The sequence below is a fragment of the Pseudomonas asiatica genome (assembly GCF_040214835.1).
Classification (GTDB): domain Bacteria; phylum Pseudomonadota; class Gammaproteobacteria; order Pseudomonadales; family Pseudomonadaceae; genus Aquipseudomonas; species Aquipseudomonas putida_Z.
On record NZ_CP157874.1, the window covers coordinates 1,215,422 to 1,240,974 of the forward strand.

The window sequence follows — 25,553 nt, forward strand, 5'->3', positions numbered from 1 at the left end:
GGGCTTGTCAGTTCAGCTAGCCAGCCTTACTGCTGTAGCTGGCTCACCGAGCGCGGCGCCACAGGCTGGTTGTCGTTGGAGATGGTCACCTCCACTCGACGGTTCTGCGCACGTCCCGAATTGCTCGAGTTGTCCGCTACCGGGTACTCCTTGCCATAGCCCTGGGCGACGATGCGCGCCGGGTCGACGCCGGCACGTACCAGTGCCATGCGCACGCTGTTGGCGCGGCGCTCCGACAGGCCCTGGTTGTAGTTGGCCGAGCCGACGCTGTCGGTGTAACCCTCGACGATCACCTTGCGTTCCGGGTTTTCCTGGAGGAACTGCGCCAGCTTGGTGACGTTCGGGTAGGCGTTGCTCTTGAGTTCGGCCTTGTTGAAGTCGAACAGCACGTCACCGAAGGTGACCAGCGTGCCGCGGTCGGTCTGCTTGGCGTTGAGGCTGTCCTGCAACTTGGCGATCTGTGCGTCGCGGGCGTCCAGCTTGGCCTGGGCGCGCTGGGCCGAGGCGTTCTTCAGTTCGCCTTCGGCAGTGCGCAGGGCGATGGTCTGCTTGGCCACTTCGACGCGCTGGTTGGTCAGGTAGGCCAACTGGTCGACCTTCTTCTCGTCTTCACGGTCCATGTAGGCCTTGTCGGCCTTGTTCAGCCAGTCCTGAGCGTCCTTGGTCTCCAGCGCGGCAACCTTGCTCGATTGCGGGTCGCTCTGCAGCGAGGAGAAGTTGGTGCGGGCCGATTCGAGGTTGGCGTTAGGGTCGTGCGAGCAGGCAGCAAGGCCGACGCTCAGGGCCAGCAGGGCGGGAATCATGACGTAGTTGCGCATAGTGTTCATCCTTTGATCGTGTGCGAAGGCCGAGGTGGGCGGGGCAGGGCTCACTGAGCGCTGCGCAGGCCTTCCTCACGTACGTCCTGAACGCCCTGGCGGGCATCCTGCACGGCCTTCTGGGCCTTGGCCGCCTGGGCCTTGCGTTCGGCGAGGCGGGCGTCCCACTCGGCCTGTTCGGCCAGGCGCCTGGCGTCGTCGTACTTCTTGTCATGCATGGCGATCTCGGCCTGCTTGAACTTGTCCTGTGCCGCTTTCATTTCCACGGCGGCGAACTCGGTGCCGCCAGCGCTGACGGCGGAGTTCACGGCGGACTGGGTGACTGCATACTGCTCGGTAGGCGGGTTGCCCGCACAGCCGGCCAGGACCAGGCTGCTGCCCAGGGCCAGCGCTGCCAGCTTGAACCCGCGCACATGAGTGGATGAGGGTTTATAGATGCGGGTGTTCTTGGTGGTCAGTTCCATTGGATCACTCCTGTTTACGACGTTGTCCGTAGCAGTCCATCGCTCGTTCCCTGACACGTGCACGCGCTTCAGCTCAACGGTGCACAACGGCAGGTGTGCAGGGTTTTAGCGTGATGGCTATTGGCTGTGACTGGCGCGTTTTTCGAATAGTTCAGAAAAAATCATCCTGAGCGGATAACTATTTCTGACTAATCGGTCAGTGCGATTCGCCCGGAACTTTCGCGGGGCGTAGCGGTATTTCGGGCCTTTGCCAGGCCCGGAGCGGGGGCGGCGGGTTACTTCTCGCTGTCGGCTGCTGGGTTGCTCAGGGCGTGCAGATGCTGTCGCGAAAGTGACAGAAAGCGCGGAGTAGGACCGATGTCCTCGTACAGCGGGTCGCCTTCCTCGTCGGTGGCAATGACCTGGCGGCCTTGCACATAGGGGAAGCTGGCTTCCAGTTCCTCGAGGGCTGCCGCGACCAGCTCACCGAGCAGTTCCTCGGCGGTGCGCTTGGGGTACATGTCGATCAGCGCGGCCAGGCGCGCTTCGGACTCAAGGTCCAGATGCAGGACATGGCCCGTGGGGCTGAGGGTACCGGCGGCATTCTGTTCCCAGTGCTGGGCGAGTTCACGGATTTTCATGCTGACCTCTGTTGACGCCTGAAAGGGCTGCAATGCATGGGAGTGTCGTGCTTTCACTTTAGTTTGCTTTGGCCGATCACGGCTTGCCATCGGTGCCTGGCTGTGGGCACTCTTGGGGCGAATACCGCGCCCCCCTGTGGGAGCGGGTTCACCCGCGAACACCGGCGCAGCCGGTGCCAGGCACCGCGCTGGATGCTTCGCGGGTGAACCCGCTCCCACAGGGGATCGCGTAAAGGCTGAAAAAGGGATGCAATGCGCCAGAGCCGCGCCGGAGAGAGGGCCAATGACCGATATCGATGTGCGTTTGCGTGAAGATGTCCATGTGTTGGGTGAGCTGCTCGGCGATACCATTCGCCAGCAGCATGGCGAGGCGTTCCTGCAGAAGATCGAGGACATCCGCCACAGTGCCAAGGCCGACCGTCGCGTTGCCGGCGAGCAACTGAGCTCGACCCTGGCGGATCTGGCCGATGAAGACTTGCTGCCCGTGGCCAGGGCCTTCAACCAGTTCCTCAACCTGGCCAACATGGCCGAGCAGTACCAGTTGATCCGCCGCCGCGACGCCGACCAGCCCGAGCCGTTCGAGGCCCGGGTGCTGCCCGAGCTGCTGGCGCGCCTGAAGCAGGCCGGGCACAGCAATGATGCCCTGGCCCGGCAATTGGCCAAGCTCGACATCCAGCTGGTGCTCACTGCGCACCCCACCGAAGTGGCCCGCCGCACCCTGATCCAGAAGTACGACGCCATCGCCGGCCAACTGGCTGCCCAGGACCACCGCGACCTGACCCCGGCCGAACGCCAGCAGGTGCGCGAGCGCCTGCGCCGGCTGATCGCCGAGGCCTGGCACACCGAAGAAATCCGCCGCACCCGACCGACGCCGGTGGACGAAGCCAAGTGGGGCTTTGCGGTGATCGAGCATTCGCTGTGGCACGCCATCCCCAGCCACTTGCGCAAGGTCGACAAGGCCCTGCTGGAGGCTACCGGCCTGCGCCTGCCGCTGGAGGCGGCGCCGATCCGCTTCGCCTCGTGGATGGGCGGTGACCGTGATGGCAACCCCAACGTGACCGCAGCGGTCACCCGCGAAGTCCTGCTGCTGGCGCGCTGGATGGCTGCCGACCTGTTCCTGCGCGACATCGATGCGCTGGCGTCCGAGTTGTCCATGCAGCAGGCCGACGATGCCCTGCGTGAGCGGGTCGGCGATAGCGCCGAACCCTACCGCTCCCTGCTCAAGCAACTGCGCGATCGCCTGCGGGCGACGCGCGCCTGGGCGCATTCGGCATTGACCAGCAGCCAGCCGGCCAGCGCCGAGGTGCTGGTCGACAACCGCGACCTGATCGCGCCGCTGGAGCTGTGCTACCAGTCCCTGCACGCCTGCGGCATGGGTGTGATCGCCGAAGGCCCGTTGCTCGACTGCCTGCGCCGCGCCGTGACCTTCGGCCTGTTCCTGGGGCGCCTGGACGTGCGCCAGGACGCCGCCCGCCACCGTGATGCGTTGAGCGAGATTACCGACTACCTGGGCCTGGGGCGCTATGCCGACTGGGATGAAGAGCAGCGCATCGAGTTCCTCCAGGCCGAGCTGAAAAACCGCCGGCCACTGCTGCCCGCGCACTTCAAGCCGCAGGCCGATACCGCCGAGGTGCTGGCCACCTGCCGGGAAATTGCCGCTGCACCAGCCGCCTCGCTGGGCTCTTACGTCATCTCCATGGCCGGTGCTGCCTCGGATGTGCTGGCGGTGCAGCTGCTGCTGAAGGAGGCCGGCCTGACTCGGCCAATGCGCGTGGTGCCGCTGTTCGAGACCTTGGCCGACCTCGACAATGCCGGCCCGGTGATGCAGCGCCTGCTCGGCCTGCCAGGCTACCGCGCCAACCTGCGCGGCCCGCAGGAAGTGATGATCGGCTATTCCGACTCGGCCAAGGACGCTGGTACCACGGCTGCAGCCTGGGCGCAGTACCGGGCCCAGGAAAACCTGGTGCGTATCTGCGCCGAGCACCAGGTCGAGTTGCTGCTGTTCCACGGCCGTGGCGGCACGGTAGGCCGCGGCGGCGGCCCGGCCCACGCGGCGATCCTGTCGCAGCCACCGGGTTCGGTGGCGGGGCGCTTCCGTACCACCGAGCAGGGCGAGATGATCCGCTTCAAGTTCGGCTTGCCGGGCATCGCCGAGCAGAACCTGAACCTGTACCTGGCCGCCGTGCTCGAAGCCACCTTGTTGCCACCGCCCCCACCGCAGCCGGCCTGGCGGGAGGTGATGGACCAACTGGCCGCTGATGGCGTCAAGGCCTACCGCGGCGTGGTGCGGGAGAACCCCGATTTTGTCGAGTACTTCCGCCAGTCCACCCCGGAGCAGGAACTTGGGCGCCTGCCGCTGGGCAGCCGCCCGGCCAAGCGTCGCGCCGGTGGCATCGAAAGCCTGCGGGCCATCCCCTGGATCTTCGGCTGGACCCAGACCCGCCTGATGCTGCCGGCCTGGCTTGGCTGGGAAACGGCATTGAACAATGCCCTGGCCCGTGGCCAGGGTGAACTGCTGGCGCAGATGCGCGAGCAATGGCCGTTCTTCCGCACCCGCATCGACATGCTCGAGATGGTGCTGGCCAAGGCCGATGCGCAGATCGCCGAGGCCTACGACGAACGTCTAGTGCAACCGCACCTGCTGCCTTTGGGTGCGCACCTGCGCGACCTATTGTCGCAGTCGTGCCAGGTGGTACTGGGCCTTACCGGGCAGCCGGTGCTGCTGGCGCACAGCCCCGAGACGCTGGAATTCATCAGCCTGCGCAATACCTACCTGGACCCGTTGCACCGCCTGCAGGCCGAGTTGCTGGCCCGCTCGCGCAGCCGCGAAGCCGCTCTGGACAGCCCGTTGGAGCAGGCCTTGCTGGTGACCGTGGCGGGTATTGCAGCCGGCCTGCGCAACACCGGCTGAGGGTAGGCCCGGGGCGCACAGGGCAGGTGCCGTGCGGGGGATGCAAGTGGGCGAAGAGGGTGGTTGCGCCGGGCGCAACCGCCTGCCAGGCCAGCCGTAGGTGGCGCATTCCTGCAACTTTGGGACGCTTGTCTGGCTGCCGGGCGCTGTGTATCTTGAGCAGCCTTCTGACCGATTTATGGTCATACCCGATTTTCCGGACTTGGCCCTGGTCGCCGAATCCATTGAATTTCATAAAAAAATTTGAGGAGCACGAGATGCGCGTAATTCTGCTGGGAGCTCCCGGGGCCGGTAAAGGTACTCAGGCAAAGTTCATCACCGAAAAGTTCGGTATCCCCCAGATTTCCACCGGTGACATGCTGCGTGCCGCCGTCAAGGCCGGTACCCCGCTGGGCCTGGAGCTGAAGAAAGTCATGGATGCCGGCCAGCTGGTCTCCGACGAGTTGATCATCAGCCTGGTCAAGGAGCGCATCGCCCAGCCTGATTGCGCCAAGGGCTGCCTGTTCGACGGCTTCCCACGTACCATCCCGCAAGCCGAAGCCATGGTCGCTGCCGGTGTCGACATCGACGCCGTCGTGGAAATCGCCGTGGACGACGAGGAAATCGTCGGCCGCATGGCTGGCCGCCGCGTGCACCTGGCCTCGGGCCGCACCTACCACATTCAGTACAACCCGCCGAAAGTGGAAGGCAAGGACGACGAGACGGGTGAAGACCTGATCCAGCGTGATGACGACAAGGAAGAGACCGTTCGCCATCGCCTGTCGGTCTACCACAGCCAGACCAAGCCACTGGTGGACTTCTACCAGAAGCTGTCCGCCGCCAATGCCGGCAAGCCGAAGTACAGCCACATCGAAGGCGTCGGCTCGGTCGAAGCCATCACCGCCAAGGTCCTGGCAGCCCTGAGCTGATCCAGCGCCCGACGCACCTCGACAACGGCCCGCTTGCGGGCCGTTGTCGTTTGTGGCCCTGTTGCCACATGCGATCCCTGTAGGAGCGGCCTTGTGTCGCGATGGGGCGCGCAGCGGCCCCAAAACTCAGCTTCGCCGCAAAAATTGCAGGGGCCGCTTTGCGGCCCATCGCGACACAAGGCCGCTCCTACAGGGACCGCGCCAGCCGAGCGGGCAATGGCCGTACAGCTGCCCCTTCGGGACACAACGCCGCCGCTGCTCTATACTGCCGCTCTTTTCCCCCTAGTACCTGGATACCCGTTCGATGACCACCCTCCTGGCCCTGGATACCGCCACCGAAGCCTGTTCCGTCGCACTGCTGCATGACGGCAAGGTAACCAGCCATTACGAGGTGATCCCGCGCATGCATGCCCAGAAGCTGCTGCCGATGATCAAGCAGCTGCTTGCCGAGTCCGGCGTGGCGCTGAATGCGCTGGATGCCATCGCCTTTGGCCGTGGCCCGGGCGCGTTCACCGGCGTGCGCATTGCCATCGGTGTGGTCCAGGGCCTGGCCTTCGCCCTGGAGCGCCCGGTTTTGCCGGTGTCCAACCTGGCCGCACTGGCCCAGGGCGCGCTGCGCGAGCACGGCGTGCAGCAAGTGGCGGCCGCCATCGATGCGCGCATGGATGAAGTGTATTGGGGCTGCTACCAGGCCACCGAAGGCGAAATGCGCCTGGTCGGCCAGGAGGCAGTGCTGCCGCCCGAGCAGGTGGCGCTGCCGGCGGGCAGCGCTGGCGAGTGGTTCGGTGCCGGTACCGGTTGGGGCTATGCCGAGCGCCTGGCGGTGCAGGTGGCAGCCAGCAATGCCAGTGCCTTGCCCAACGCCCTGGACATCCTCAGCCTGGCCAGCTTTGCCTGGGCACGCGGCGAGGCGATCGTTGCCGAACAGGCACAACCGGTCTACCTGCGCGATAATGTAGCGACACCCAAGAAGCGCTGAGTGTTGTTCGTCGGTTATCGCCGATGACACTAAAACCTTTTGCGCGATCTGTGGTCCAGTTATCACTCGAGCATTAGCGATGGAACCCTGATGCTGCTAAATTGCCATCATTGGTTCTGAGTGCTCATGCCATGCGTATCGACGGTTTCTCATCGCAGTCCTACCCGATCAAGCGCACCCCACGCAAGGCAGCGGTGCGTGACGAGGCCATCGATGATGCCGAGGTGATCGAGGAGGTCGAAACCGCCCCTCAGGAAGCCACCGCCCGCCGTCGCAGCGGTGGCCTGCCAGCCCGCCAGCAGGACATGATCTTCCCCCGCGCCCGTGACCGCCGCACCGCTACCGCATTGGCCAGCTACCTGAGCACCGCCGGTTTCACCGACTGGGACATGGAAGTACTGGGGCTCGACCTGTACATTTAGTGGATGAGTCCATCAGCACTGCCTTATTTTCTCGGTTGCCCGTCATGGAGCGAAAACGCCTGGCGCGACTACCTGTATCCCGCCGACGCCAACAGCAGTGAAATGCTCGGCTACTACAGCCAGGTGTTCAACGCCGTCGAGGGCAATACCACTTTCTACGCACGCCCCGCACCCGGCACCATTGCGCGCTGGGCGCAGATCATGCCCGAACACTTCCGCTTCACTGCCAAGTTCCCCCGGGACATCAGCCATGAAGGCGACCTGCGCGATCAGCTGGAACCGGCCTTTGACTTCACCCGCCTGATGGCCCCGCTGGGCCAGCGCGTAGCGCCGTACTGGCTGCAGTTGCCGGCCCAGTTCAGCCCCGCACGGCTGGGCGAGCTTTGCCACTTCCTTGACGAAGTCGGAGTGCCGGTGGCCGTGGAGGTGCGCAACCAGGCCTTCTTCGCCAAGGGTGAAGAAGAGCGGTTGCTCAACCGCCTGCTGCATGAGCGTGGCGTGGAGCGTATCTGCCTCGACCCGCGTGCCTTGTTCAGCTGCACCTCCCGTGACCCCGCCGTGCTGCATGCGCAGGCGAAGAAGCCCAAGGTACCGCCACGCCCGGCAGCCTTCAGCCAGCACCCGCAGGTGCGCTTCATCGGCCACCCGCAGCTGGAGGCCAACGAGGCCTTTCTTACCCCCTGGGTGGACAAGGTCGCCGCCTGGATCAAGGAAGGCCGCAACCCCTACATCTTCCTGCACACCTCGGACAACCGCCTGGCAGCGGCATTGGCCCAGCGCTTTCACCAACGCCTGATGCAGCGCCTGCCGGGCCTTGCCGCGTTGCCGGAATTGCCGCGCACCCCCGAGGTCGAACAACTGGGGCTACTCTGACCTTTCCCTGACTGCCGGAGGTTGAACCATGGATGTGCAAACCCTGCGAGCCGAAGCCTTCAAGACCCTGCACGAGCGTGACAGCGCCTTCGTCATCCCCAACCCGTGGGATGCTGGCTCGGCCAAGTTGCTGGCCAGCCTGGGCTTCGAGGCGCTGGCCACCACCAGTGCCGGCCTGGCTTTCAGCCTGGGCCGTCCGGACGCCGAAGGCGCCTTGAGCCTGGACGATACCCTCGATAATGCTGGCGAGATTGTCGACGCTACCCCCTTGCCGGTGGCCGCTGACCTGGAGAACGGCTTTGGCGACCTGCCCGAAGATTGCGCCCAGACCATTCTGCGGGCCGCCGAAGTCGGCTTGGTGGGTGGCTCTATCGAGGATGCCAGTGGTCACAGCGATACGCCGATCTATGATTTCGGGCTGGCAGTAGAGCGTGTGCGCGCAGCCGTGCAGGCCGCACGCAGCCTGCCGTTCCCGTTCACCCTGTGCGCCCGGGCAGAGAACCTGCTGCACGGGCGCATGGACCTGGACGACACCATCCTGCGCCTGCAGGCCTATGCCGAGGCTGGGGCTGATGTGCTTTATGCGCCCGGGCTGCGTACTGTCGAGGAAATCCGCGCGGTGGTGCAGGCCGTCGCGCCGCGGCCGGTGAATGTGCTGATGGGCATGGCGGGCGTGCCGCTGAGCGTCAACCAGTTGCAGGACCTGGGTGTACGCCGCATCAGCGTCGGCTCGTCGCTTGCCCGTGCCGCGTTGGGGGCCTTCCACCGGGCCGCGCTGGAGATTCGCGATGAGGGCACCTTCGGCTACGGTGAGCAGGCGCTGCCGTTCGCCCAACTCAACGACCTGTTCCGCCGTTGATGAAGGCCGTGCTGGCGTTGCTGGCCGGCCTGTCGGTGCTTGCGGGGCTGGCCTGGCACCTGGGTTGGCGGCTGCCCGCCGCGTGGAACCCGTGGGCGCCGCTGGACGTGCGTCAGCCCCCCAACCTGCTGACCCCCTACAAGCTGTCCCGCCTTCGTGATGACCCGACGCTGTGTCGCCTGGCACTTCAAACCAGCCAGCTGCGCTACCGGGCACAAGCCGACAGTTCGGCTGCTGCCGACTGCCCATTGCGGAACGTATGGCGTATCGACGGTGGTCAGGCGCGGCTCGGCGGCAGCTTCCTGGCCAGTTGTCCGTTGGCAGTGGCGTATGCACTGTTCGAAAACCATGGCCTGCAGCCTGTGGCGCAACGGGTGTTGGGGCAGCCGGTGGCTCAGGTCGACCACCTGGGCAGTTTTGCCTGCCGTAATGTCTATCACCGCAAGCAGGGCCGGCTGAGCCAGCACGCCACGGCCGATGCCTTGGACATCAGTGGCTTTCGCCTGCGGGACGGCCAGCGCATCGTTCTTGCGCGGGACTGGCAGGCGGGCGGGCAGAAAGCGGAATTCCTTCGCGAGGTGCAGCAGGCGGCCTGTGACAGCTTCAGCACGGTACTGGGGCCGGACTACAACGCTGCACACCACAACCACTTTCATGTCGACATGGGCCGCTGGCAGATCTGTCGTTGAGCGTGGGCCCGATCAGGCGTGGGCGCGCACGTTGTTCAGCACCACCGGGCGTGCCCAGTGGATGTCGAACTCCAGGTCGGTCTGCTGCTTGGCCAGGGTGGCGTCATCGAACGGTTCGGGCGCCGGGTCCAGCAGGTTGGTCTCGAACTCGGCGATCGGCAGGAACAGCGAGCGTGGGGTAGGACCGGGGCCGGGTTCGGCAATCGGGTGACCTTGGCTCATCACCACCGGGCGTAGCCAGCTGTTGCTGATGTCGAGCTGGCGCTGCTGCTCGATCAACTCGACTGCGCTGAACGGCTCGGGGGCGGGCGGCAGCAGGTTGGCTTCGAGTTCTGCTTTGGGCAGGAACAGTGGCTCGGGCGGTGCCACCTCGGTGTCGTGTACCGGGCAGGCACGCTGGGCGTCGATCAGGGCCAGCGCACGGGCGCCGCCGATCGGCTCGCCGCTGCTCTGGTCGTATTGCACGAACGACTGGCTGACGCTGTCTACCGGCTCTTCCTGCTGCTCGGCCATGGCCCGGGCAAAAAAATCCTGCCACAGGTGGCTGACGCCCCCGAGTGCCTGGGTGTTGTGCTGACTGTAGTTGCCGACAGGCGACAGGTAGGTCAAGCCGATGGGAAGAGTATCTGACATGGCAGTCGCGCGCGTTGTGCTCTGGCAGAATAGCGGGATATTGCCTGTATCGGCCGAAGTAGCCGATACATTAACGGCTGGGTTCAATTTCTAGGTGTGAATGATGGAAGAGCAGGGCACAGGTATCCGGGTCGAGGCGCTGTCGGCTGAATTCGAGGCGCAAGCTGCTGCGTGGGCACAGCGCCTTGAGTTGCCGCTGCAGGACGATGCTGCCGGGTTTGCCGTGCAGGTGGGCGTTGATGGCTTGCAGATCCAGCAATTGGGCCCGCAGGCCCCGGGGCCGGTGCGGGTCGACTTTGTCGAAGGCCAGGCCGCGCACCGGCGCATGTTCGGTGGTGGCAACGGGCAAATGATCGCCAAGGCGGTGGGCATTGCCCAAGGCGTGCGTCCGCAGGTGCTGGATGCCACTGCCGGGCTGGGCAAGGATGCGTTCGTGCTGGCCAGCCTGGGCTGCCAGATGACCCTGATCGAACGCCAGCCGCTGATTGCCGCATTGCTGGAGGATGGCCTGGCGCGGGCGCGGTCGGATGAAGAGGTGGGGCCGATCGTGGGGCGCATGCGCCTGCTGACCGGCAACGCCATCGAGCGCATGCGCGCCTGGGAAGGCGAGGCGCCACAGGTGATCTACCTCGACCCGATGTTCCCGCACCGGGACAAGAGTGCGCTGGTGAAGAAGGAAATGCGTGTGTTCCGGCCCTTGGTCGGTGATGACCTGGATGCCCCGGCCCTGCTCGAAGCTGCCCTGGCGCTGGCCAGCCACCGGGTGGTGGTGAAGCGGCCGCGCAAGGCGCCGATCATCGACGGGCCGAAGCCGAGCCACAGCCTGGAGGGCAAGTCGAGCCGGTATGACATTTACCCGAAGAAGGCGCTGAAGGCCTGATTTGGCTATGCCTGTTCGGGCCTCTTCGCGGGTAAACCCGCTCCCACAGGTGCTGTACAAACTTCAAGATCACATCGACCCTGTGGGAGCGGGTTTACCCGCGAAGAGGCCCGCACAGACAGCCTGATCTCAGGGCTGGAATGCCCGCAGGAACACACCTACCACCTCGCGCACATGCGCCTCGGCCTCATCCCCCTCCAGCGGCCCCGCGCACCCAAGCAGCAACCGGTAATCCGGTGCGCCCTTGACCAGGCAGAAGAAGTGCTCCGCCGCACGCAGCGGGTTGTCGATGCGCAGCAGCCCGCGCTCGTGCGCCCCGCGCAGCAAAGCTTCCATCCCCGCCAGCACGCGCTTGGGCCCGGCTTCGTAGAAGTACTCGCCAAAGCTCGGGTCCAGGCTGCCCTGGGCCATGATCAGGCGGCTGAGCTTGACCGCTTCATCGCTGCTGATCAGCGCCTGGAAGCCACGGGCAATGGTCAGCAGCACCTCTTCCACCGGTGCCCCTTCGGGGTACTCGAACAGCAGGTCGGGCAACTGGATCTGGCAGGTTGCCATTACCGCCGAGCAGAACAGCGTCTGCTTGTCGGTGAAGTGGCTGTATACGGTGAGCTTTGAAACACCTGCCGCCGCAGCGACTGCATCCATGCTGGTGTTGGCGTAGCCAAGGCTGAGGAACAGGGCCTTGGCTGCTTCGAGAATCGCCTCGCGTTTGGCCAGATCCTTGGGCCGGCCCGGGCCGATGGGGGCGTCGTTGGACATTGTGGTCTGCATCTGGTTGAAGAAACACCATCTTAACGGGTCAGGCGCCATCCGGCTAAAGCCTGCGGGCAAAACCTGCTGTTTGTCAGCGAAAAGCTGATCGATAGTGATGAGCTACGAGATTGAGCGCAACAAAGCCCAACGCATGTCGACAAATTGACGAGATCATTTTAGCGTGCGTAAGTTCTCGCCATTCGTCGTTTAATTGACTTTTCGTCTGGTGCAGAAATGCGCCCAAGGGGAGTGGGCGACAAGTCTAAGTCCTTGATTTTCAGGCCTGGGGCGCGGTAAGTGAGTCGCCGATCCACATGGGCCTCGAGGCACTGCCTTACAGTGCAAGGGCCTGTCAGTACGCACGCTGGCCTAGACTCCGCTGAAGGGCCTGTGAAAGAAGGCTGACAAGTGGAGGACATGGAGCGTTTTTCATGGGAGGCAGGAAGATGATGCCGGACCATAAAAAAATGATACGCGTGATGCTGATCGATTGTCGGCCTCTGATGCTCCTGGGGCTTCAAGATCTGATAAATGCCAGAAAACCCCATATGGAGGTGAGTGGCCAGGCCACCACCTATACCCATGCGCTGGATCTTGCCGATCAGTTGCGGCCCGATGTCATTTTCTTCAGCTTTTTTCCAGATGCGCTGAACCCGCTCGAGGTGGTTGCCGGGCTTGCGCGCGCTGGCGACATCAAAGTGCTGGTGCTCAAGGGGGTGTACGAGACTGTCCCCGTTGCCCAGGCCATCGAGGCGGGCGCACGTGGCATCGTGCTGGCGGAGGACTCAACGGAGTCGATTATCCAGGCCATCATCAAAGTCCACCATTGCGACATCGGGCTGGACAGAGCCTGGGTCAGTGGGCTTTCCGGTTATGCCTCGGCCAGGCATATACCGTTCAGGTGCAATCCGGCGCAGGCGAAACATGCACGGCTGACGTTGCGCGAGCGCGAACTCGTCCGCGCCATCGTTGGTGACCCGTCCGCCAAGTACCTGTGCATCGCCGGGCGCCTGGGTATCAGCGAGCACACCGTGCACAATCACCTCAGCAGCATCTATCAGAAGCTCAACCTCACCAACCGCATCGACTTGCTGATGTATGCGGTGCGGCACGGACTCACCGGTGGCGAAGAGCCGCCTGCGTCCACATGGGGGGAGATGGACTGAATACCCAGTGGCCAGGGCCTTTGGGGGCGAAGCTTGTCGTATCCTGCAAAAGAACACACTGCAAGGGTAATGCCAGTCAGTTAGCGTCATTGGGGCTGCTGCGCAGCCCATTGCCGGCAAGCCGAGCTCCCACAGGGACCGCGAAAATCTTGAGGTCTTGTGGGAGCGGGCAAGCCCGCGATGGGCCGCAAAGCGGCCCCAAATCGCTTAACTGACTGGCATTACGCTGCGAGGGTGGTTTCCAGCCACCCTCGCAGGTTTTCACGCACGCAATGTTTCAGGCGCTGCCATTGAAGATGTCGTTGTTGACGATATCGACCCCGACCAGGGTGATGGTCGTCGTCTGCCCGCCGGATTCGGCAATGGTCACGATACTGTCTGCGCCAGTGTTGTCGATCGACTGGACGACGGCATTTGGATCGCCATTGAGCACCAGCGTGTCTCGTTGCCCCGCGCCGGCATCGAACCCGCTGACCTGGTAGAGGAGCTCATCGGTCGACAGGTCGACGTTGAAGGCATCGCGCTGGCCGGTCGTGCCAACCAGGGTGAAGTCGAACGGTGCGTTGTCCGGTTCGTTGGCGAACAGGTTGGCGTCGAACGCGCTACTCGCGGAGTCGCCATCTTTGTCCGTCAGCGTCGCACTGAACTGCAATTTGACGTCGCTGGCCAGGTTCTCGGTTTCCTTGATGAACTCGATCACCGGGATCTTGATGTCGCCTCGCCCCATCGTCAGTTGAACAGCATCGATCAGCGCCGAGCCTTCCTTCTGGACCAGGAAGGACACCTGACCGCCAGCCTCTGGTGTCAGGGTATTCACCTCGGTCAGGTTCGACGTCGTCCCATCCGCGTAGTAGATCCGGTAGTACAGGTCCTCGGTCGCGGTGTTGTAGCCCGCTACGGAGTTGTCGATGAAGATCTTCATGCCCGTCAACAGCGTCTCAGGGTTGATCACGAAGCTCTCATCGGCGGCGCTGATCGCTGCCAGGTTGTCGCCCTGGAGCAGGTTGTTGGCGACGCCGATACCGGACGTGCTGACGTTCATGGCCGCAGGGTCGATGTACGACGGCAGGGGATTGGTCTGTAGCGAGGCTTCGGTCGGGTCGGGGGCCCCGAGGCCTATGCCGGTGAAGATATCTGCCGTCGAGGCGAGTGCTTTGGCGGAGAAGAACACGATCTCCTCGGATGCCGATGGAATGGTCGGGTCATTCGTTTCAGGGATCAGCAAGGTGCGCACAGGGTCCGGGCCGCCGGCATCGAGCGAGCCGTCTGCACTGCTGAGCGTGGTGACCGAACGGAAGCCTTGCACCAGGTCCAGTGTATAGCTGCCATTGGCAAAGGCCGTCAGCGTGTAGTCGATCGTGGTGTTTGCCGTTGTGGCGTTATTGTCGAAGTCCCCGGTCAAGGTGCCGGTGAAGTGGAACGCACCATTGGCGTCGGGCGAAGGCGACGTCTCGGTGAGTGTGCCGGTGCCGGTCGTGGTGGTGTTGTCTGGCCTGACCAGCGTGAACTGGCCACCCACCAGCGAAATGTCCAGACCGGCCGCTCCCAGGCCGTCGGCGCCGATCGTACTGTTCCAGAACCCATATTGCGGCAGGATACTCCCGGTTCCGATCAGGTTGCCGAAGGCAAGTGTTGGTCCATCATCGTGGAACACCAGGTTCTGCCCGATGTTCAGGGTGGCCTGGGCGCTGTCGCCGTCCTTGTCGGTCTTGGTCGCGGTCAAGGTCACCAGGTTGTCGGCGGTCAGGGTCTTCGAATCATCGGGGTTGCTGGCGTCGGGGTGCACGATGGCGCGAAGCTGGTCGAGGGTAACGGAACCGTTGCTGGCGACGCTGACGGTGAACACCAGGAGGTTGCCGACGGCCGTGCGGCCTTCCACCACGGTGCCATTGAGCGACAGGTTGACTGCCGAGCCGGTGGCCGTGTCGATCAGGCCGGAGGCGCCTGCCACCACGCCCAGGGCGTAGGTGAGCGTACCGGCACCATCGGCGCCGAAGGCCGAGGTGAAGTTGGCGGCGAAGCTTTGCGTGGCATTGGTCGTCAGGTCCGTTTCATCGACGGTGAGGACCGGTTCCGTGCCGGTGGTGCTGATGCTCGGGCCGTCATCCTTGAACACCAGGTTCTGGCCGATGTTGAGGGTGGCCTGGGCGCTGTCGCCGTCCTTGTCGGTCTTGGTGGCGGTCAAGGTCACCAGGTTGTCGGCGGTCAGGGTCTTCGAGTCATCGGGGTTGCTGGTGTCGGGATGCACGATGGCGCGGAGCTGGTCGAGGGTGACCTCGCCGTTGCTGGCGACGCTGACGGTGAACACCAGGAGGTTGGTGGTGGCCGTGCGGCCTTCCACCACGGTGCCGTTGAGCGACAGGTTGACTGCCTCGCCGGTTGCCGTGTCGGTCAGGCCGGAGGCACCCGCCACCACGCCCAGGGCGTAGGTGAGCGTACCGGCACCATCGGCGCCGAAGGCCGAGGTGAAGTTGGCGGCGAAGCTTTGCGTGGCGTTGGTCGTCAGGTCCGTTTCATCGACGGTCAGGACCGGTTCCGTGCCGGTGGTACTGATGCTCGGGCCGTCATCCTTGAATACCAGGTTCTGGCCGATGTTGAGGGTGGCCTGGGCGCTGTCGCCGTCCTTGTCGGTCTTGGTGGCGGTCAAGGTCACCAGGTTGTCGGCGGTCAGGGTCTTCGAGTCATCGGGGTTGCTGGTGTCGGGATGCACGATGGCGCGAAGCTGGTCGAGGGTGACCTCGCCGTTGCTGGCGACGCTGACGGTGAACGCCAGGAGGTTGGTGGTGGCCGTGCGGCCTTCAACCACGGTGCCGTTGAGCGACAGGTTGACTGCCTCGCCGGTGGCCGTGTCGGTCAGGCCGGAGGCACCCGCCACCACGCCCAGGGCGTAGGTGAGCGTACCGGCGCCGTCGGCGCCGAAGGCCGAGGTGAAGTTGGCGGCGAAGCTTTGCGTGGCGTTGGTCGTCAGGTCCGTTTCATCGACGGTCAGGACCGGTTCCGTGCCGGTGGTACTGATGCTCGGGCCGTCATCCTTGAATACCAGGTTCTGGCCGATGTTGAGGGTGGCCTGGGCGCTGTCGCCGTCCTTGTCGGTCTTGGTCGCGGTCAAGGTCACCAGGTTGTCGGCGGTCAGGGTCTTCGAGTCATCGGGGTTGCTGGTGTCGGGATGCACGATGGCGCGGAGCTGGTCGAGGGTGACCTCGCCGTTGCTGGCGACGCTGACGGTGAACACCAGGAGGTTGGTGGTGGCCGTGCGGCCTTCAACCACGGTGCCGTTGAGCGACAGGTTGACTGCCTCGCCGGTGGCCGTGTCGGTCAGGCCGGAGGCGCCTGCCACCACGCCCAGGGCGTAGGTGAGCGTACCGGCGCCATCGGCGCCGAAGGCCGAGGTGAAGTTGGCGGCGAAGCTTTGCGTGGCGTTGGTCGTCAGGTCCGTTTCATCGACGGTCAGGACCGGTTCCGTGCCGGTGGTGTTGATGCTTGGGCCGTCATCCTTGAACACCAGGTTCTGGCCGATGTTCAGGGTAGCCTGGGCGCTGTCGCCATCCTTGTCGGTCTTGGTGGCGGTCAAGGTCACCAGGTTGTCGGCGGTCAGGGTCTTCGAGTCATCGGGGTTGCTGGTGTCGGGATGCACGATGGCGCGGAGCTGGTCGAGGGTGACCTCGCCGTTGCTGGCGACGCTGACGGTGAACACCAGGAGGTTGGTGGTGGCCGTGCGGCCTTCCACCACGGTGCCGTTGAGCGACAGGTTGACTGCCTCGCCGGTGGCCGTGTCGGTCAGGCCGGAGGCACCCGCCACCACGCCCAGGGCGTAGGTGAGCGTACCGGCACCATCGGCACCGAAGGCCGAGGTGAAGTTGGCGGCGAAGCTTTGCGTGGCGTTGGTCGTCAGGTCCGTTTCATCGACGGTGAGGACCGGTTCCGTGCCGGTGGTACTGATGCTCGGGCCGTCATCCTTGAATACCAGGTTCTGGCCGATGTTGAGTGTGGCCTGGGCGCTGTCGCCGTCCTTGTCGGTCTTGGTGGCGGTCAAGGTCACCAGGTTGTCGGCGGTCAGGGTCTTCGAGTCATCGGGGTTGCTGGTGTCGGGGTGCACGATGGCGCGAAGCTGGTCGAGGGTAACGGAACCATTGCTGGCGACGCTGACGGTGAACACGAGGAGGTTGGTGGTGGCCGTGCGGCCTTCAACCACGGTGCCGTTGAGCGACAGGTTGACTGCCTCGCCGGTGGCCGTGTCGGTCAGGCCGGAGGCGCCCGCCACCACGCCCAGGGCGTAGGTGAGCGTACCGGCACCATCGGCGCCGAAGGCCGAGGTGAAGTTGGCGGCGAAGCTTTGCGTGGCGTTGGTCGTCAGGTCCGTTTCATCGACGGTCAGGACTGGTTCCGTGCCGGTGGTGCTGATGCTTGGGCCGTCATCCTTGAACACCAGGTTCTGGCCGATGTTCAGGGTAGCCTGGGCGCTGTCGCCATCCTTGTCGGTCTTGGTGGCGGTCAAGGTCACCAGGTTGTCGGCGGTCAGGGTCTTCGAGTCATCGGGGTTGGTGGTGTCGGGATGCACGATGGCGCGAAGCTGGTCGAGGGTAACGGAACCGTTGCTGGCGACGCTGACGGTGAACACGAGGAGGTTGGTGGTGGCCGTGCGGCCTTCCACCACGGTGCCGTTGAGCGACAGGTTGACTGCCTCGCCGGTGGCCGTGTCGGTCAGGCCGGAGGCACCCGCCACCACGCCCAGGGCGTAGGTGAGCGTACCGGCACCATCGGCGCCGAAGGCCGAGGTGAAGTTGGCGGCGAAGCTCTGCGTGGCGTCGGTCGCCAGGATTGTTTCATCGACAGTCAGGACCGGTTCCGTACCCGTGGTGCTGATACTGGGGCCGTCGTCCTCGAAGCTCATTTTGGAGCCGATTTCGGCGGTTGCGGTAGAAACCTGGCGTAGCATGAAACCGCCGATATCGAAGTCGGCATGTTCATTGCCTTTGGCGTCGACGGCGGCCCCATTCTCGACGAGTACGCGGTTGTGATCCTGTGTGGTGGTGTACTCGATCTTCTGGCCGGCTTTGATGCCGGTGAGGGTGGCGACGCCGGAAGCAAAGCTGATGACGATGCTCGGGTCATTCACCGACCCGTTTGAGTTCTCGATCACCTGGCCAGTGGCGATATTGATGACGCGAACGTTGGTGATCGCCACCGTGGCATCGTTGGCGTAGCCATTGACGAAATTCACGCCAGGTTCAGCGGCGGTGCTGAAGGCGCTGATCCTGACCACGGCGCTCTTGCCGCTTTGCAACTGCACGACATCGAACGTGGCCGACCTTGCATTGAACACGGCGGTGAAGTCGACGTTAGCTTCGATATCCGCTTCGTTCTGGTCCAGGTTGGGAATGGTCACATTCTGCCGGGCACCGGTGACGAAGGTAAAACGGACACCTTCCTGTTCCACGATCATCTGGTTGTTGGTGCCGAAGGTGGTCGGGCCGCCCGCCTGGCTGGTATTGATCGTATCGCCCGTGGTGATGTTGGCACCGCTCGACTGGTCGGCCGGGTCCTTGCCGGTGGCGATGATCGTCGGGTCGGTGATGCGCAGGATGCCGCCATCATTGACGACGGTCGGGTTCGCGGTGGTGAACATCAGGAACAGGTTCTGGCCGGAGGGTGCGTTGGCCAGGCTGAATGCCAAATCCTGGCTGGTGCCGATGAACACCTTGTTCAGCAGATTGACGGCATCGTCAGGGTTGCCCGTGTTCGGGTGCTTCAGCGGCTGGTATTCCACCGTCCAGATCTTGCCGCCGCTGACGGGCGATCCGGTTTCTTCGATATAGCCCGCGAAGATGATCGCGCCTGTCGGCCCGCCAGCGCGGCCCAGCACGATGTTGTTGTTGGTATCGGTGTAGAGCAGGATGTCGACGCCATTGAGGGTATCCAGCCCGCTGTCCAAGCCATTGAGAGGCGCGCCAAGGCTGTCGGTGAAGCTGATGTCGGTGATGCTGCCTCCCGGTACCGGGGTGATGCTGAACGCATTGCTCCCGGTGTTGCCGACGGCGCCGGTATAGCCGCTCAAGGCGGCACCTGCCGGGGTACCGGCCCCCAGTGTGGTCAAGCGGGTCGAGAAGGCGGAGGGCAGGGATGCCACCAGGATGTCGTTGTCGTCGGCATCCGAGGCCGGGGTTGGTGTGGCTGTGCCGTTCTGCAACGCGGCCGTTTCGTCCAGCGTCACGCTCACACCGGTCGCGGTGATGATCGGCGCGCTGTCTGTGAACGAGGCCGTGGCCATCACATCGTCAGCGCTGCCGAACACTCGGTCGGCACCCGCGGCGGTCGCGCTGAGCAGGAAGGTGGCGCCCGCCGAGTCGTCGGGGTTGACGTACCACGAGGTGGTGATGCTGCCGTTGACCTGGCCGTCGAGATCGTCAGCGCCGCCGTCGGTCACGTACCAGGGGGTGTGACCTTCGCCGGAGCTGGTGGCAAGCACATCGTCGGGGGTGCCCCACAGCTTGTCCGCACCGGCGTCCGTGACATGGTCCACCTCGAATGCGACCGTGCTGCCCGCGGCAAAGCCGCTGGCCGTGATGGTTGCAGTGCTGCCAGGGCTATAGTCGTTCAGGTCGGTGGTAACGGTTGGTGAGGAGATGGGGGGTAGGTCGTCGCCGGAGGGGCTGCTGTGTTTGTCCGTCGGCGAGGCGTTCTTCTTGCGAATAGTCATGGCTCTCTCCCAGGCACTGCCGGTTGTCGAGGCCAGATCGCAGGCCCCGATTACAGGCCTCAACTATGGCGAAGCGCCATGAGCCGCGCATCGGCTGATACTCCTAGGCGGGGTGGGAGTATCGGACTACATGGCACTGGCGCCGGGAGGCCGAAGACGCACGGTCGCATGCTGTTCAACGCGCGCCTGCCGTATTCGGCTGCAGCCTCTTCCCGGCATCGGTTGCCTGACTTAATATACTCTCCAGTACAAATATTGAATGTGCCCTCCGCGAAAGGATTCATCATGTTGCGCCATGCCTTGTCCATCGCTCTGTCCGCCGCTGCCGTGCTGTTGCTGGTGGCGTGCGGCCAGGAAGCCGCCCCACCTGCTGCGCCGCGCCCGGCGCTGGTGGTGCAGCCGCAGCCGGCCGAAGCCGCTGCCGACAGTTACCCCGGCGAAGTGCGGGCGCGCTTCGAGCCGGAACTGGCTTTCCGCATTGGCGGCAAGGTCAGCAAGCGCCTGGTCGAGGAAGGGCAGCGGGTCAAGGCCGACCAGCCGCTGGCCGAGCTGGACCCGCAGGATGTGCGCCTGCAACTGGAAGCCAACCGTGCCCAGCTGGCGGCCGCCGAGGCCAACCTGTCGCTGGTGCGCGCCGAGCGCGATCGCTACCAGAAGCTGCTGGACCGGCAGATGGTCAGCCATTCCCAGTTCGATAACGCCGAAAACCTCTACCGCGCCGGCCTGGCCCGGCTGAAACAGGCCAAGGCCGAGTTCGACGTGGCTGGCAACCAGGCTGAATATGCTGTGCTGCGCGCACCCCAGGCCGGGGTGATCGCCAAGCGCCAGGTGGAAGTGGGCCAGGTGGTCGCCGCAGGGCAGACCGTGTTCACCCTGGCCGCCGATGGCGAGCGGGAAGTGGCCATCGGCCTGCCGGAGCAGCAGTTCGCCCGCTTCGCCGTGGGCCAGCCGGTGAGCGTGGAGCTGTGGTCGCACCCGCAAGAGCGCTTCCAGGGGCGTATCCGCGAGTTGTCACCGGCCGCCGACCCGCGTTCGCGCACCTTCGCTGCCCGCATCGCCTTTACCACGGCCGCCACGCCGGCGGAGCTGGGCCAGAGCGCCCGGGTGTTCATCGCCCACGAAGGGCTGATCCCGCTGGCGGTGCCGCTGTCGGCAGTCACTGCGGAAAACGGCCAGGCCTACGTCTGGCGGGTCAACAAGGACAGCCGCCTGGAGCGGGCAGTGGTGCGCCTGGGGCCCTACGGCGCCGACAGCGTGCCCGTGCTCGAAGGCCTCGCCCCCGGCGACTGGGTTGTCGCCGCAGGTGGCCATGTATTGCGCGAGGGCCAGGAGATACGCCCCGTGGACCGTACCAACCGCGTAGTGAACCTGACGGCCAAGGAGTAAGTCCCGATGGGTTTCAACCTTTCTGCCTGGGCGCTGCGCAACCGCCAGATCGTCCTGTTCCTGATGATCCTGCTGGCGGCCATTGGCGCCATGTCCTACACCAAGCTCGGCCAGAGCGAGGACCCGCCGTTCACCTTCAAGGCCATGGTCATCCGTACCCTGTGGCCCGGTGCCACTGCCGAGGAAGTGTCGCGCCAGGTCACCGAGCGCATCGAGAAGAAGCTGATGGAAACCGGCGAGTACGAGCGGATCGTCTCGTTCTCCCGCCCGGGCGAATCGCAGGTCACCTTCATGGCCCGCGACTCGCTGCATTCCAAGGACATCCCCGAGCTGTGGTACCAGATCCGCAAGAAGGTCGCGGACATCCGCCACACCTTGCCGCCGGAAATCCAGGGCCCGTTCTTCAATGACGAGTTCGGCACCACCTTCGGCAATATCTATGCGCTGACGGGTGAGGGCTTCGACTACGCGGTGCTCAAGGACTATGCCGACCGTATCCAGATCCAGTTGCAGCGGGTCAAGGACGTGGGCAAGGTCGAGCTGATCGGCCTGCAGGACGAGAAAATCTGGATCGAGCTGTCCAACCTCAAGCTGGCCACCCTCGGCGTGCCGCTGGAGGCCGTGCAGCAGGCCCTGCAGGAGCAGAATGCGGTCAGCACCGCCGGCTTCTTCGAAACGCCCAGCGAGCGCCTGCAACTGCGGGTGAGCGGGCGCTTCGACAGCGTCGAGCAGATTCGCCAGTTCCCCATCCGCGTGGGGGACCGCACCTTCCGTATCGGCGATGTGGCCGAGGTGCACCGCGGTTTCAACGACCCACCCGCACCGCGCATGCGCTTCATGGGCGAGGATGCCATTGGCCTGGCGGTGTCGATGAAGGACGGCGGCGACATTCTGGTGCTGGGCAAGGCATTGGAAAGCAAGTTCGAACGCCTGGCGCGCAGCCTGCCGGCCGGCATGGAGCTGCGCAAGGTCTCGGACCAGCCGGCGGCGGTCAAGGCTGGCGTGGGCGAGTTTGTCCAGGTGCTGGTCGAGGCGCTGGTCATCGTGCTGCTGGTGAGCTTCTTCTCGCTGGGCCTGCGCACGGGGTTGGTGGTGGCGCTGGCCATCCCGCTGGTGCTGGCCATGACCTTCGCCGCCATGCACTACTTCGGCATCGGCCTGCACAAGATCTCCCTTGGCGCGCTGGTGCTGGCCCTGGGCTTGTTGGTCGATGACGCGATCATTGCCGTGGAGATGATGGCGATCAAGATGGAGCAGGGCTACGACCGCCTCAAGGCGGCCAGCTACGCCTGGAGCAGCACCGCCTTCCCGATGCTCACCGGCACCCTGATCACGGCGGCGGGCTTCCTGCCCATCGCCACGGCAGCCTCCAGTACGGGCGAATATACCCGTTCGATCTTCCAGGTGGTGACCATTGCCTTGCTGACCTCCTGGGTGGCCGCAGTGGTATTCGTGCCTTACCTGGGCGAGCGCCTGCTGCCGGACCTGGCCAAGCTGCATGCCTCCCGTCATGGCAAGGACGGCCATGCGCCAGACCCTTACGCCACACCGTTCTACCAGCGTGTACGGCGTGTGGTGGAGTGGTGCGTGCGGCGGCGCAAGACGGTGATCCTGCTGACCATTGCCGCCTTTGTCGGCAGTATCCTGCTGTTCCGTTTCGTGCCCCAGCAGTTCTTCCCGGCCTCAGGGCGCCCGGAGTTGATGGTCGACCTGAAACTGGCCGAGGGTGCCTCGCTGGCCAACACTGCCGAGCGGGTCAAGCAACTGGAGGCGTTGCTCAAGCAGCAGGAAGGTATCGACAATTACGTGGCCTACGTGGGCACCGGTTCGCCGCGTTTCTACCTGCCACTGGACCAGCAGCTGCCGGCGGCCAGCTTCGCCCAGTTCGTGGTACTGGCCAAGTCGATGGAAGACCGCGAGCGCCTTCGCAGCTGGCTGATCAGCACCATGGACCAGCAGTTCCCCGACCTGCGTGCCCGGGTCACCCGCCTGGAAAACGGCCCGCCCGTGGGTTACCCGGTGCAGTTCCGGGTGACTGGCGAGCACATCGAGAAGGCCCGTGCGCTGGCCCGTGAAGTGGCCGACAAGGTGCGCCAGAACCCGCATGTGGTGAACGTGCACCTGGACTGGGAAGAGCCGAGCAAGGCGGTGTTCCTCGAGATCGACCAGGACCGCGCCCGCGCCCTGGGCGTGAGCACCGCTCACCTGTCGAGCTTCCTGCAAAGCTCGCTGACCGGCACCACGGTCAGCCAGTATCGCGAGGACAACGAGTTGATCGAGATCCTGCTGCGCGGCACCCGGCAGGAACGCAGCGAGCTGGGCAACCTCGGCAGCCTGGCACTGCCGACCGACAATGGCCAGAGCGTGGCGTTGTCGCAGGTCGCGACTCTGGAGTACGGCTTCGAGGAGGGCATCATCTGGCACCGTAACCGCTTGCCGACGGTGACCGTGCGCGCCGATATCTACGACAAGGAGCAGCCGGCGACGCTGGTGAAACAGATAGAACCGACCCTGCGTGACATTCGTGCCAAGCTGCCGGATGGATATTTGCTGGAAGTGGGCGGCACGGTCGAGGACTCCGAGCGCGGGCAGAAGTCGGTGAATGCCGGCATGCCGCTGTTCGTGGTGGTGGTGCTGAGCTTGCTGATGATCCAGCTGCGCAGCTTCTCGCGCACGGTGATGGTGTTCCTCACTGCGCCGCTGGGGCTGATTGGCGTGACCTTGTTCTTGCTGGTATTCCGCCAGCCGTTCGGCTTTGTCGCCATGCTTGGCACCATTGCCCTGGCGGGGATGATCATGCGCAACTCGGTGATCCTGGTGGACCAGATCGAGCAGGACATCGCGGCGGGGCTGGATCGCTGGCAGGCGATCATCGAAGCCACGGTGCGGCGCTTCCGCCCGATCGTGTTGACCGCACTGGCAGCGGTGCTGGCGATGATTCCTTTGTCGCGCAGTGTGTTCTACGGGCCGATGGCGGTGGCGATCATGGGCGGGTTGATCGTGGCCACGGTGCTGACCCTGCTGTTCTTGCCGGCGTTGTATGCGGCTTGGTTCAGGGTGAAGAAGGGCTGAACGTCGCAGGGGAGGGCTTCGCCCTCGAATCGCCGGCAAGCCAGCTCCCACAGAACTGCACATAACTCATTAGCAGGGACACTGTGGGAGCGGCTTTAGCCGCGAACACCGGCGCAGCCGGTGCCATACACCGCGTTGGATTCTTCGCGGCTAAAGCCGCTCCCACCTCGACCGCATTGTCCTCAAGCCATGCGCTATCTCTGTGGGAGCTGGCTTGCCGGCGATGGGCTGCAAAGCAGCCCCCAGGGCCATCACAGGGCGCCGAAGACCTTCTTGGCCAGGCTTGTAGCCGCTTCGGCCGGGTTCTGGCGAATGCTCTGCTCCTGCTTGGCAATCATTTCGAACAGGCCATCCAGTGCCTTTTCAGTCACGTAGTTCTCGATGCTGGCGCTCTTGGCATCGACCACACCCAACGCCACGGCCTGCCCGGCAAAGTTGTTGTACTGCTGAGCCAGGCCAACCTTGTCGGTAGCCTGCTTGACGATCGGCAGGAACTTGGCGCGGATCTGCTCGCGGCTGCTCTTGTTCAGGTACTGGGTGGCCGAGTCGTCACCGCCGCTGAGGATGCCCTTGGCATCGGTCACGCTCATGTTCTTCACGGCATCTACCAGAATCGCCTGGGCCTGCGGCACGGCAGCCTCGGCGGCCTTGTTCATGCTGGTTTCCAGGGCTTCGACCTGTTCACCCTTGCCGAACATCTTCATCGCCTTGGCGGCCTTGCCCAGGTTGCCAGGCAGTTCGATGCGCACGTCGGGGTTGTCGCTGAAGCCGCCCGGGGTGCTCAGCTGCTTGACGGCCAATTGTGCGCCTTGGGTCAGGGCATCCTTCAGGCCGCCGGTGGCGTCTTTCTGGGTCAGGTCGCCCAGCGACAGGGCCAGGGCACTGGCCGACAGCAGCAGGCCGGCGCACAGGGTGGTGAAACGCAGGGAAGTGCGGATCATGAAGCTTTCCTTGTAGACAGATGAATACGGGTATCAGCGAACCGGATCGACCTTGATCCGCACGGGCTGTGGGTCACTGCCGTCGAGCATGACGCCGTGGTGTTCGGTGTTGATGAACAGCAGCTTGCCGTCCAGCTCGATGCGCGCGCTTACCGCATAGCGGTGGCCGGGCTTGACCTGGGCCGGGTCGTAGGTGAGGTGAAACGGCAGCGGTACGTTGCCTTTGACTGGGCCGGCCTGGCGGGCCAGGGTCATCGCCGGGGCGTCCATCAGCGAGACGTCCTGCAGTTCCACGCTGAGGGTGGCGGCAGGTGGCAGGGCGCTGCGCTGCAGGTAGAAGACTTCGCCATCCAGGCTGGCCTGGTTGGACGGGGTGTGGCTGGAACAGGCTGCGAGCAAGGATGCGCAACACAGCATAAAGAGCTTTTTCATGGTATCTCCGAAGTCCTTGGCGTTGGCTTTTGGCCAACCCCAGGGACTTT

19 protein-coding genes are annotated in these 25,553 nt (G+C 64.5%); 11 read left to right on the forward strand and 8 right to left on the reverse strand.

Going from position 1 to position 25,553, the window contains the following annotated elements; genetic code table 11:
- Positions 1–26: 26 nt before the first annotated feature.
- The 3 genes from ABNP31_RS05585 to ABNP31_RS05595 all read right to left on the reverse strand — a co-directional run bounded on the left by ABNP31_RS05585 (position 27) and on the right by ABNP31_RS05595 (position 1,902).
- Entirely contained in the window at positions 27–818 is a 792-nt protein-coding gene (locus ABNP31_RS05585) for an OmpA family protein (protein WP_350013078.1), read from the reverse strand.
- A 50-nt stretch (positions 819–868) separates the two neighbouring features.
- On the reverse strand, positions 869–1,282 hold the full coding sequence (locus ABNP31_RS05590; protein WP_003258911.1) for a DUF4398 domain-containing protein: 414 nt from the start codon (positions 1,280–1,282) through the stop codon (positions 869–871).
- A gap of 275 nt (positions 1,283–1,557) precedes the next feature.
- Entirely contained in the window at positions 1,558–1,902 is a 345-nt protein-coding gene (locus ABNP31_RS05595) for a type 1 pili tip component (RefSeq protein WP_013971223.1), read from the reverse strand.
- Between the two features lie 283 nt (positions 1,903–2,185).
- On the opposite strand from ABNP31_RS05595, the gene ppc reads away from it, so the two are divergent.
- The 7 genes from ppc (at position 2,186) to ABNP31_RS05630 (ending at position 9,543) form a co-directional block, all read left to right on the forward strand.
- A complete protein-coding gene (gene ppc / locus ABNP31_RS05600; RefSeq protein ID WP_085664578.1) occupies positions 2,186–4,813 on the forward strand; it encodes a phosphoenolpyruvate carboxylase in 2,628 nt (875 codons plus the stop codon).
- 257 nt (positions 4,814–5,070) lie between these two features.
- A complete protein-coding gene (gene adk / locus ABNP31_RS05605; RefSeq protein ID WP_003259830.1) occupies positions 5,071–5,721 on the forward strand; it encodes an adenylate kinase in 651 nt (216 codons plus the stop codon).
- 304 nt (positions 5,722–6,025) lie between these two features.
- Positions 6,026–6,700 (forward strand): tRNA (adenosine(37)-N6)-threonylcarbamoyltransferase complex dimerization subunit type 1 TsaB, encoded by a 675-nt coding sequence (gene tsaB, locus ABNP31_RS05610; protein ID WP_350013079.1) that lies wholly within the window; start codon positions 6,026–6,028, stop codon positions 6,698–6,700.
- Positions 6,701–6,831: 131 nt separating this feature from the next.
- Positions 6,832–7,122 carry a hypothetical protein gene (locus tag ABNP31_RS05615; protein ID WP_025337946.1) on the forward strand — a complete coding sequence of 97 codons (291 nt, stop codon included), beginning with the start codon at positions 6,832–6,834 and terminating at the stop codon, positions 7,120–7,122.
- A gap of 3 nt (positions 7,123–7,125) precedes the next feature.
- Positions 7,126–7,995, forward strand: coding sequence for a DUF72 domain-containing protein (locus tag ABNP31_RS05620; protein ID WP_350013080.1), 870 nt, complete (start codon positions 7,126–7,128; stop codon positions 7,993–7,995).
- Between the two features lie 28 nt (positions 7,996–8,023).
- Positions 8,024–8,854 carry an isocitrate lyase/PEP mutase family protein gene (locus ABNP31_RS05625; RefSeq protein ID WP_085664581.1) on the forward strand — a complete coding sequence of 277 codons (831 nt, stop codon included), beginning with the start codon at positions 8,024–8,026 and terminating at the stop codon, positions 8,852–8,854.
- A complete protein-coding gene (locus ABNP31_RS05630; protein ID WP_350013081.1) occupies positions 8,854–9,543 on the forward strand; it encodes an extensin-like domain-containing protein in 690 nt (229 codons plus the stop codon). The genes ABNP31_RS05625 and ABNP31_RS05630 overlap by 1 nt, the downstream gene beginning before the upstream one ends.
- A 12-nt stretch (positions 9,544–9,555) precedes the next feature.
- On the opposite strand, the gene ABNP31_RS05635 is transcribed toward ABNP31_RS05630, so the two are convergent.
- Entirely contained in the window at positions 9,556–10,176 is a 621-nt protein-coding gene (locus ABNP31_RS05635; protein WP_025337950.1) for a hypothetical protein, read from the reverse strand.
- A gap of 103 nt (positions 10,177–10,279) precedes the next feature.
- Between ABNP31_RS05635 and ABNP31_RS05640 the strand changes: the two genes are divergently transcribed.
- Entirely contained in the window at positions 10,280–11,056 is a 777-nt protein-coding gene (locus tag ABNP31_RS05640) for a class I SAM-dependent methyltransferase (protein WP_025337951.1), read from the forward strand.
- A 129-nt stretch (positions 11,057–11,185) separates the two neighbouring features.
- Here ABNP31_RS05640 and ABNP31_RS05645 read toward each other — a convergent pair whose 3' ends face one another.
- Entirely contained in the window at positions 11,186–11,827 is a 642-nt protein-coding gene (locus tag ABNP31_RS05645) for a TetR/AcrR family transcriptional regulator (protein ID WP_025337952.1), read from the reverse strand.
- 431 nt (positions 11,828–12,258) lie between these two features.
- On the opposite strand from ABNP31_RS05645, the gene ABNP31_RS05650 reads away from it, so the two are divergent.
- Positions 12,259–12,975, forward strand: a complete 717-nt coding sequence (locus tag ABNP31_RS05650; RefSeq protein ID WP_350013403.1) for a response regulator transcription factor — start codon at positions 12,259–12,261, stop codon at positions 12,973–12,975.
- Between the two features lie 277 nt (positions 12,976–13,252).
- Here the strand turns inward: ABNP31_RS05650 and ABNP31_RS05655 are convergent, their stop codons facing one another.
- Positions 13,253–19,672, reverse strand: a complete 6,420-nt coding sequence (locus ABNP31_RS05655; protein ID WP_433916054.1) for a DUF5801 repeats-in-toxin domain-containing protein — start codon at positions 19,670–19,672, stop codon at positions 13,253–13,255.
- Between the two features lie 285 nt (positions 19,673–19,957).
- Here ABNP31_RS05655 and ABNP31_RS05660 point away from each other — a divergent pair, with 285 nt between their 5' ends.
- Both ABNP31_RS05660 and ABNP31_RS05665 read left to right on the forward strand, forming a co-directional pair.
- Positions 19,958–21,058, forward strand: a complete 1,101-nt coding sequence (locus ABNP31_RS05660) for an efflux RND transporter periplasmic adaptor subunit (RefSeq protein WP_350013082.1) — start codon at positions 19,958–19,960, stop codon at positions 21,056–21,058.
- Positions 21,059–21,064: 6 nt separating this feature from the next.
- Positions 21,065–24,130 (forward strand): efflux RND transporter permease subunit, encoded by a 3,066-nt coding sequence (locus ABNP31_RS05665; RefSeq protein WP_350013083.1) that lies wholly within the window; start codon positions 21,065–21,067, stop codon positions 24,128–24,130.
- A 251-nt stretch (positions 24,131–24,381) separates the two neighbouring features.
- Here ABNP31_RS05665 and ABNP31_RS05670 read toward each other — a convergent pair whose 3' ends face one another.
- Together ABNP31_RS05670 and ABNP31_RS05675 are read right to left on the reverse strand one after the other, a co-directional pair.
- Positions 24,382–25,071 (reverse strand): DUF4197 domain-containing protein, encoded by a 690-nt coding sequence (locus tag ABNP31_RS05670; RefSeq protein ID WP_085664586.1) that lies wholly within the window; start codon positions 25,069–25,071, stop codon positions 24,382–24,384.
- Positions 25,072–25,104: 33 nt separating this feature from the next.
- A complete protein-coding gene (locus ABNP31_RS05675; RefSeq protein WP_238067343.1) occupies positions 25,105–25,503 on the reverse strand; it encodes a YbaY family lipoprotein in 399 nt (132 codons plus the stop codon).
- Positions 25,504–25,553: the final 50 nt, after the last annotated feature.

Coding starts and splice junctions, on each gene's coding strand:
- ABNP31_RS05590 (WP_003258911.1), bottom strand. CDS start 1,282: ATGGAACTGACCACCAAGAACACCCGCATCTATAAACCCTCATCCACT.
- ppc (WP_085664578.1), top strand. CDS start 2,186: ATGACCGATATCGATGTGCGTTTGCGTGAAGATGTCCATGTGTTGGGT.
- ABNP31_RS05675 (WP_238067343.1), bottom strand. CDS start 25,503: ATGAAAAAGCTCTTTATGCTGTGTTGCGCATCCTTGCTCGCAGCCTGT.
- ABNP31_RS05625 (WP_085664581.1), top strand. CDS start 8,024: ATGGATGTGCAAACCCTGCGAGCCGAAGCCTTCAAGACCCTGCACGAG.
- ABNP31_RS05620 (WP_350013080.1), top strand. CDS start 7,126: ATGAGTCCATCAGCACTGCCTTATTTTCTCGGTTGCCCGTCATGGAGC.
- ABNP31_RS05645 (WP_025337952.1), bottom strand. CDS start 11,827: ATGCAGACCACAATGTCCAACGACGCCCCCATCGGCCCGGGCCGGCCC.
- adk (WP_003259830.1), top strand. CDS start 5,071: ATGCGCGTAATTCTGCTGGGAGCTCCCGGGGCCGGTAAAGGTACTCAG.
- ABNP31_RS05665 (WP_350013083.1), top strand. CDS start 21,065: ATGGGTTTCAACCTTTCTGCCTGGGCGCTGCGCAACCGCCAGATCGTC.
- ABNP31_RS05655 (WP_433916054.1), bottom strand. CDS start 19,672: ATGACTATTCGCAAGAAGAACGCCTCGCCGACGGACAAACACAGCAGC.
- ABNP31_RS05650 (WP_350013403.1), top strand. CDS start 12,259: ATGCCGGACCATAAAAAAATGATACGCGTGATGCTGATCGATTGTCGG.
- ABNP31_RS05635 (WP_025337950.1), bottom strand. CDS start 10,176: ATGTCAGATACTCTTCCCATCGGCTTGACCTACCTGTCGCCTGTCGGC.
- ABNP31_RS05630 (WP_350013081.1), top strand. CDS start 8,854: ATGAAGGCCGTGCTGGCGTTGCTGGCCGGCCTGTCGGTGCTTGCGGGG.
- ABNP31_RS05640 (WP_025337951.1), top strand. CDS start 10,280: ATGGAAGAGCAGGGCACAGGTATCCGGGTCGAGGCGCTGTCGGCTGAA.
- tsaB (WP_350013079.1), top strand. CDS start 6,026: ATGACCACCCTCCTGGCCCTGGATACCGCCACCGAAGCCTGTTCCGTC.
- ABNP31_RS05595 (WP_013971223.1), bottom strand. CDS start 1,902: ATGAAAATCCGTGAACTCGCCCAGCACTGGGAACAGAATGCCGCCGGT.
- ABNP31_RS05660 (WP_350013082.1), top strand. CDS start 19,958: ATGTTGCGCCATGCCTTGTCCATCGCTCTGTCCGCCGCTGCCGTGCTG.
- ABNP31_RS05615 (WP_025337946.1), top strand. CDS start 6,832: ATGCGTATCGACGGTTTCTCATCGCAGTCCTACCCGATCAAGCGCACC.
- ABNP31_RS05670 (WP_085664586.1), bottom strand. CDS start 25,071: ATGATCCGCACTTCCCTGCGTTTCACCACCCTGTGCGCCGGCCTGCTG.
- ABNP31_RS05585 (WP_350013078.1), bottom strand. CDS start 818: ATGCGCAACTACGTCATGATTCCCGCCCTGCTGGCCCTGAGCGTCGGC.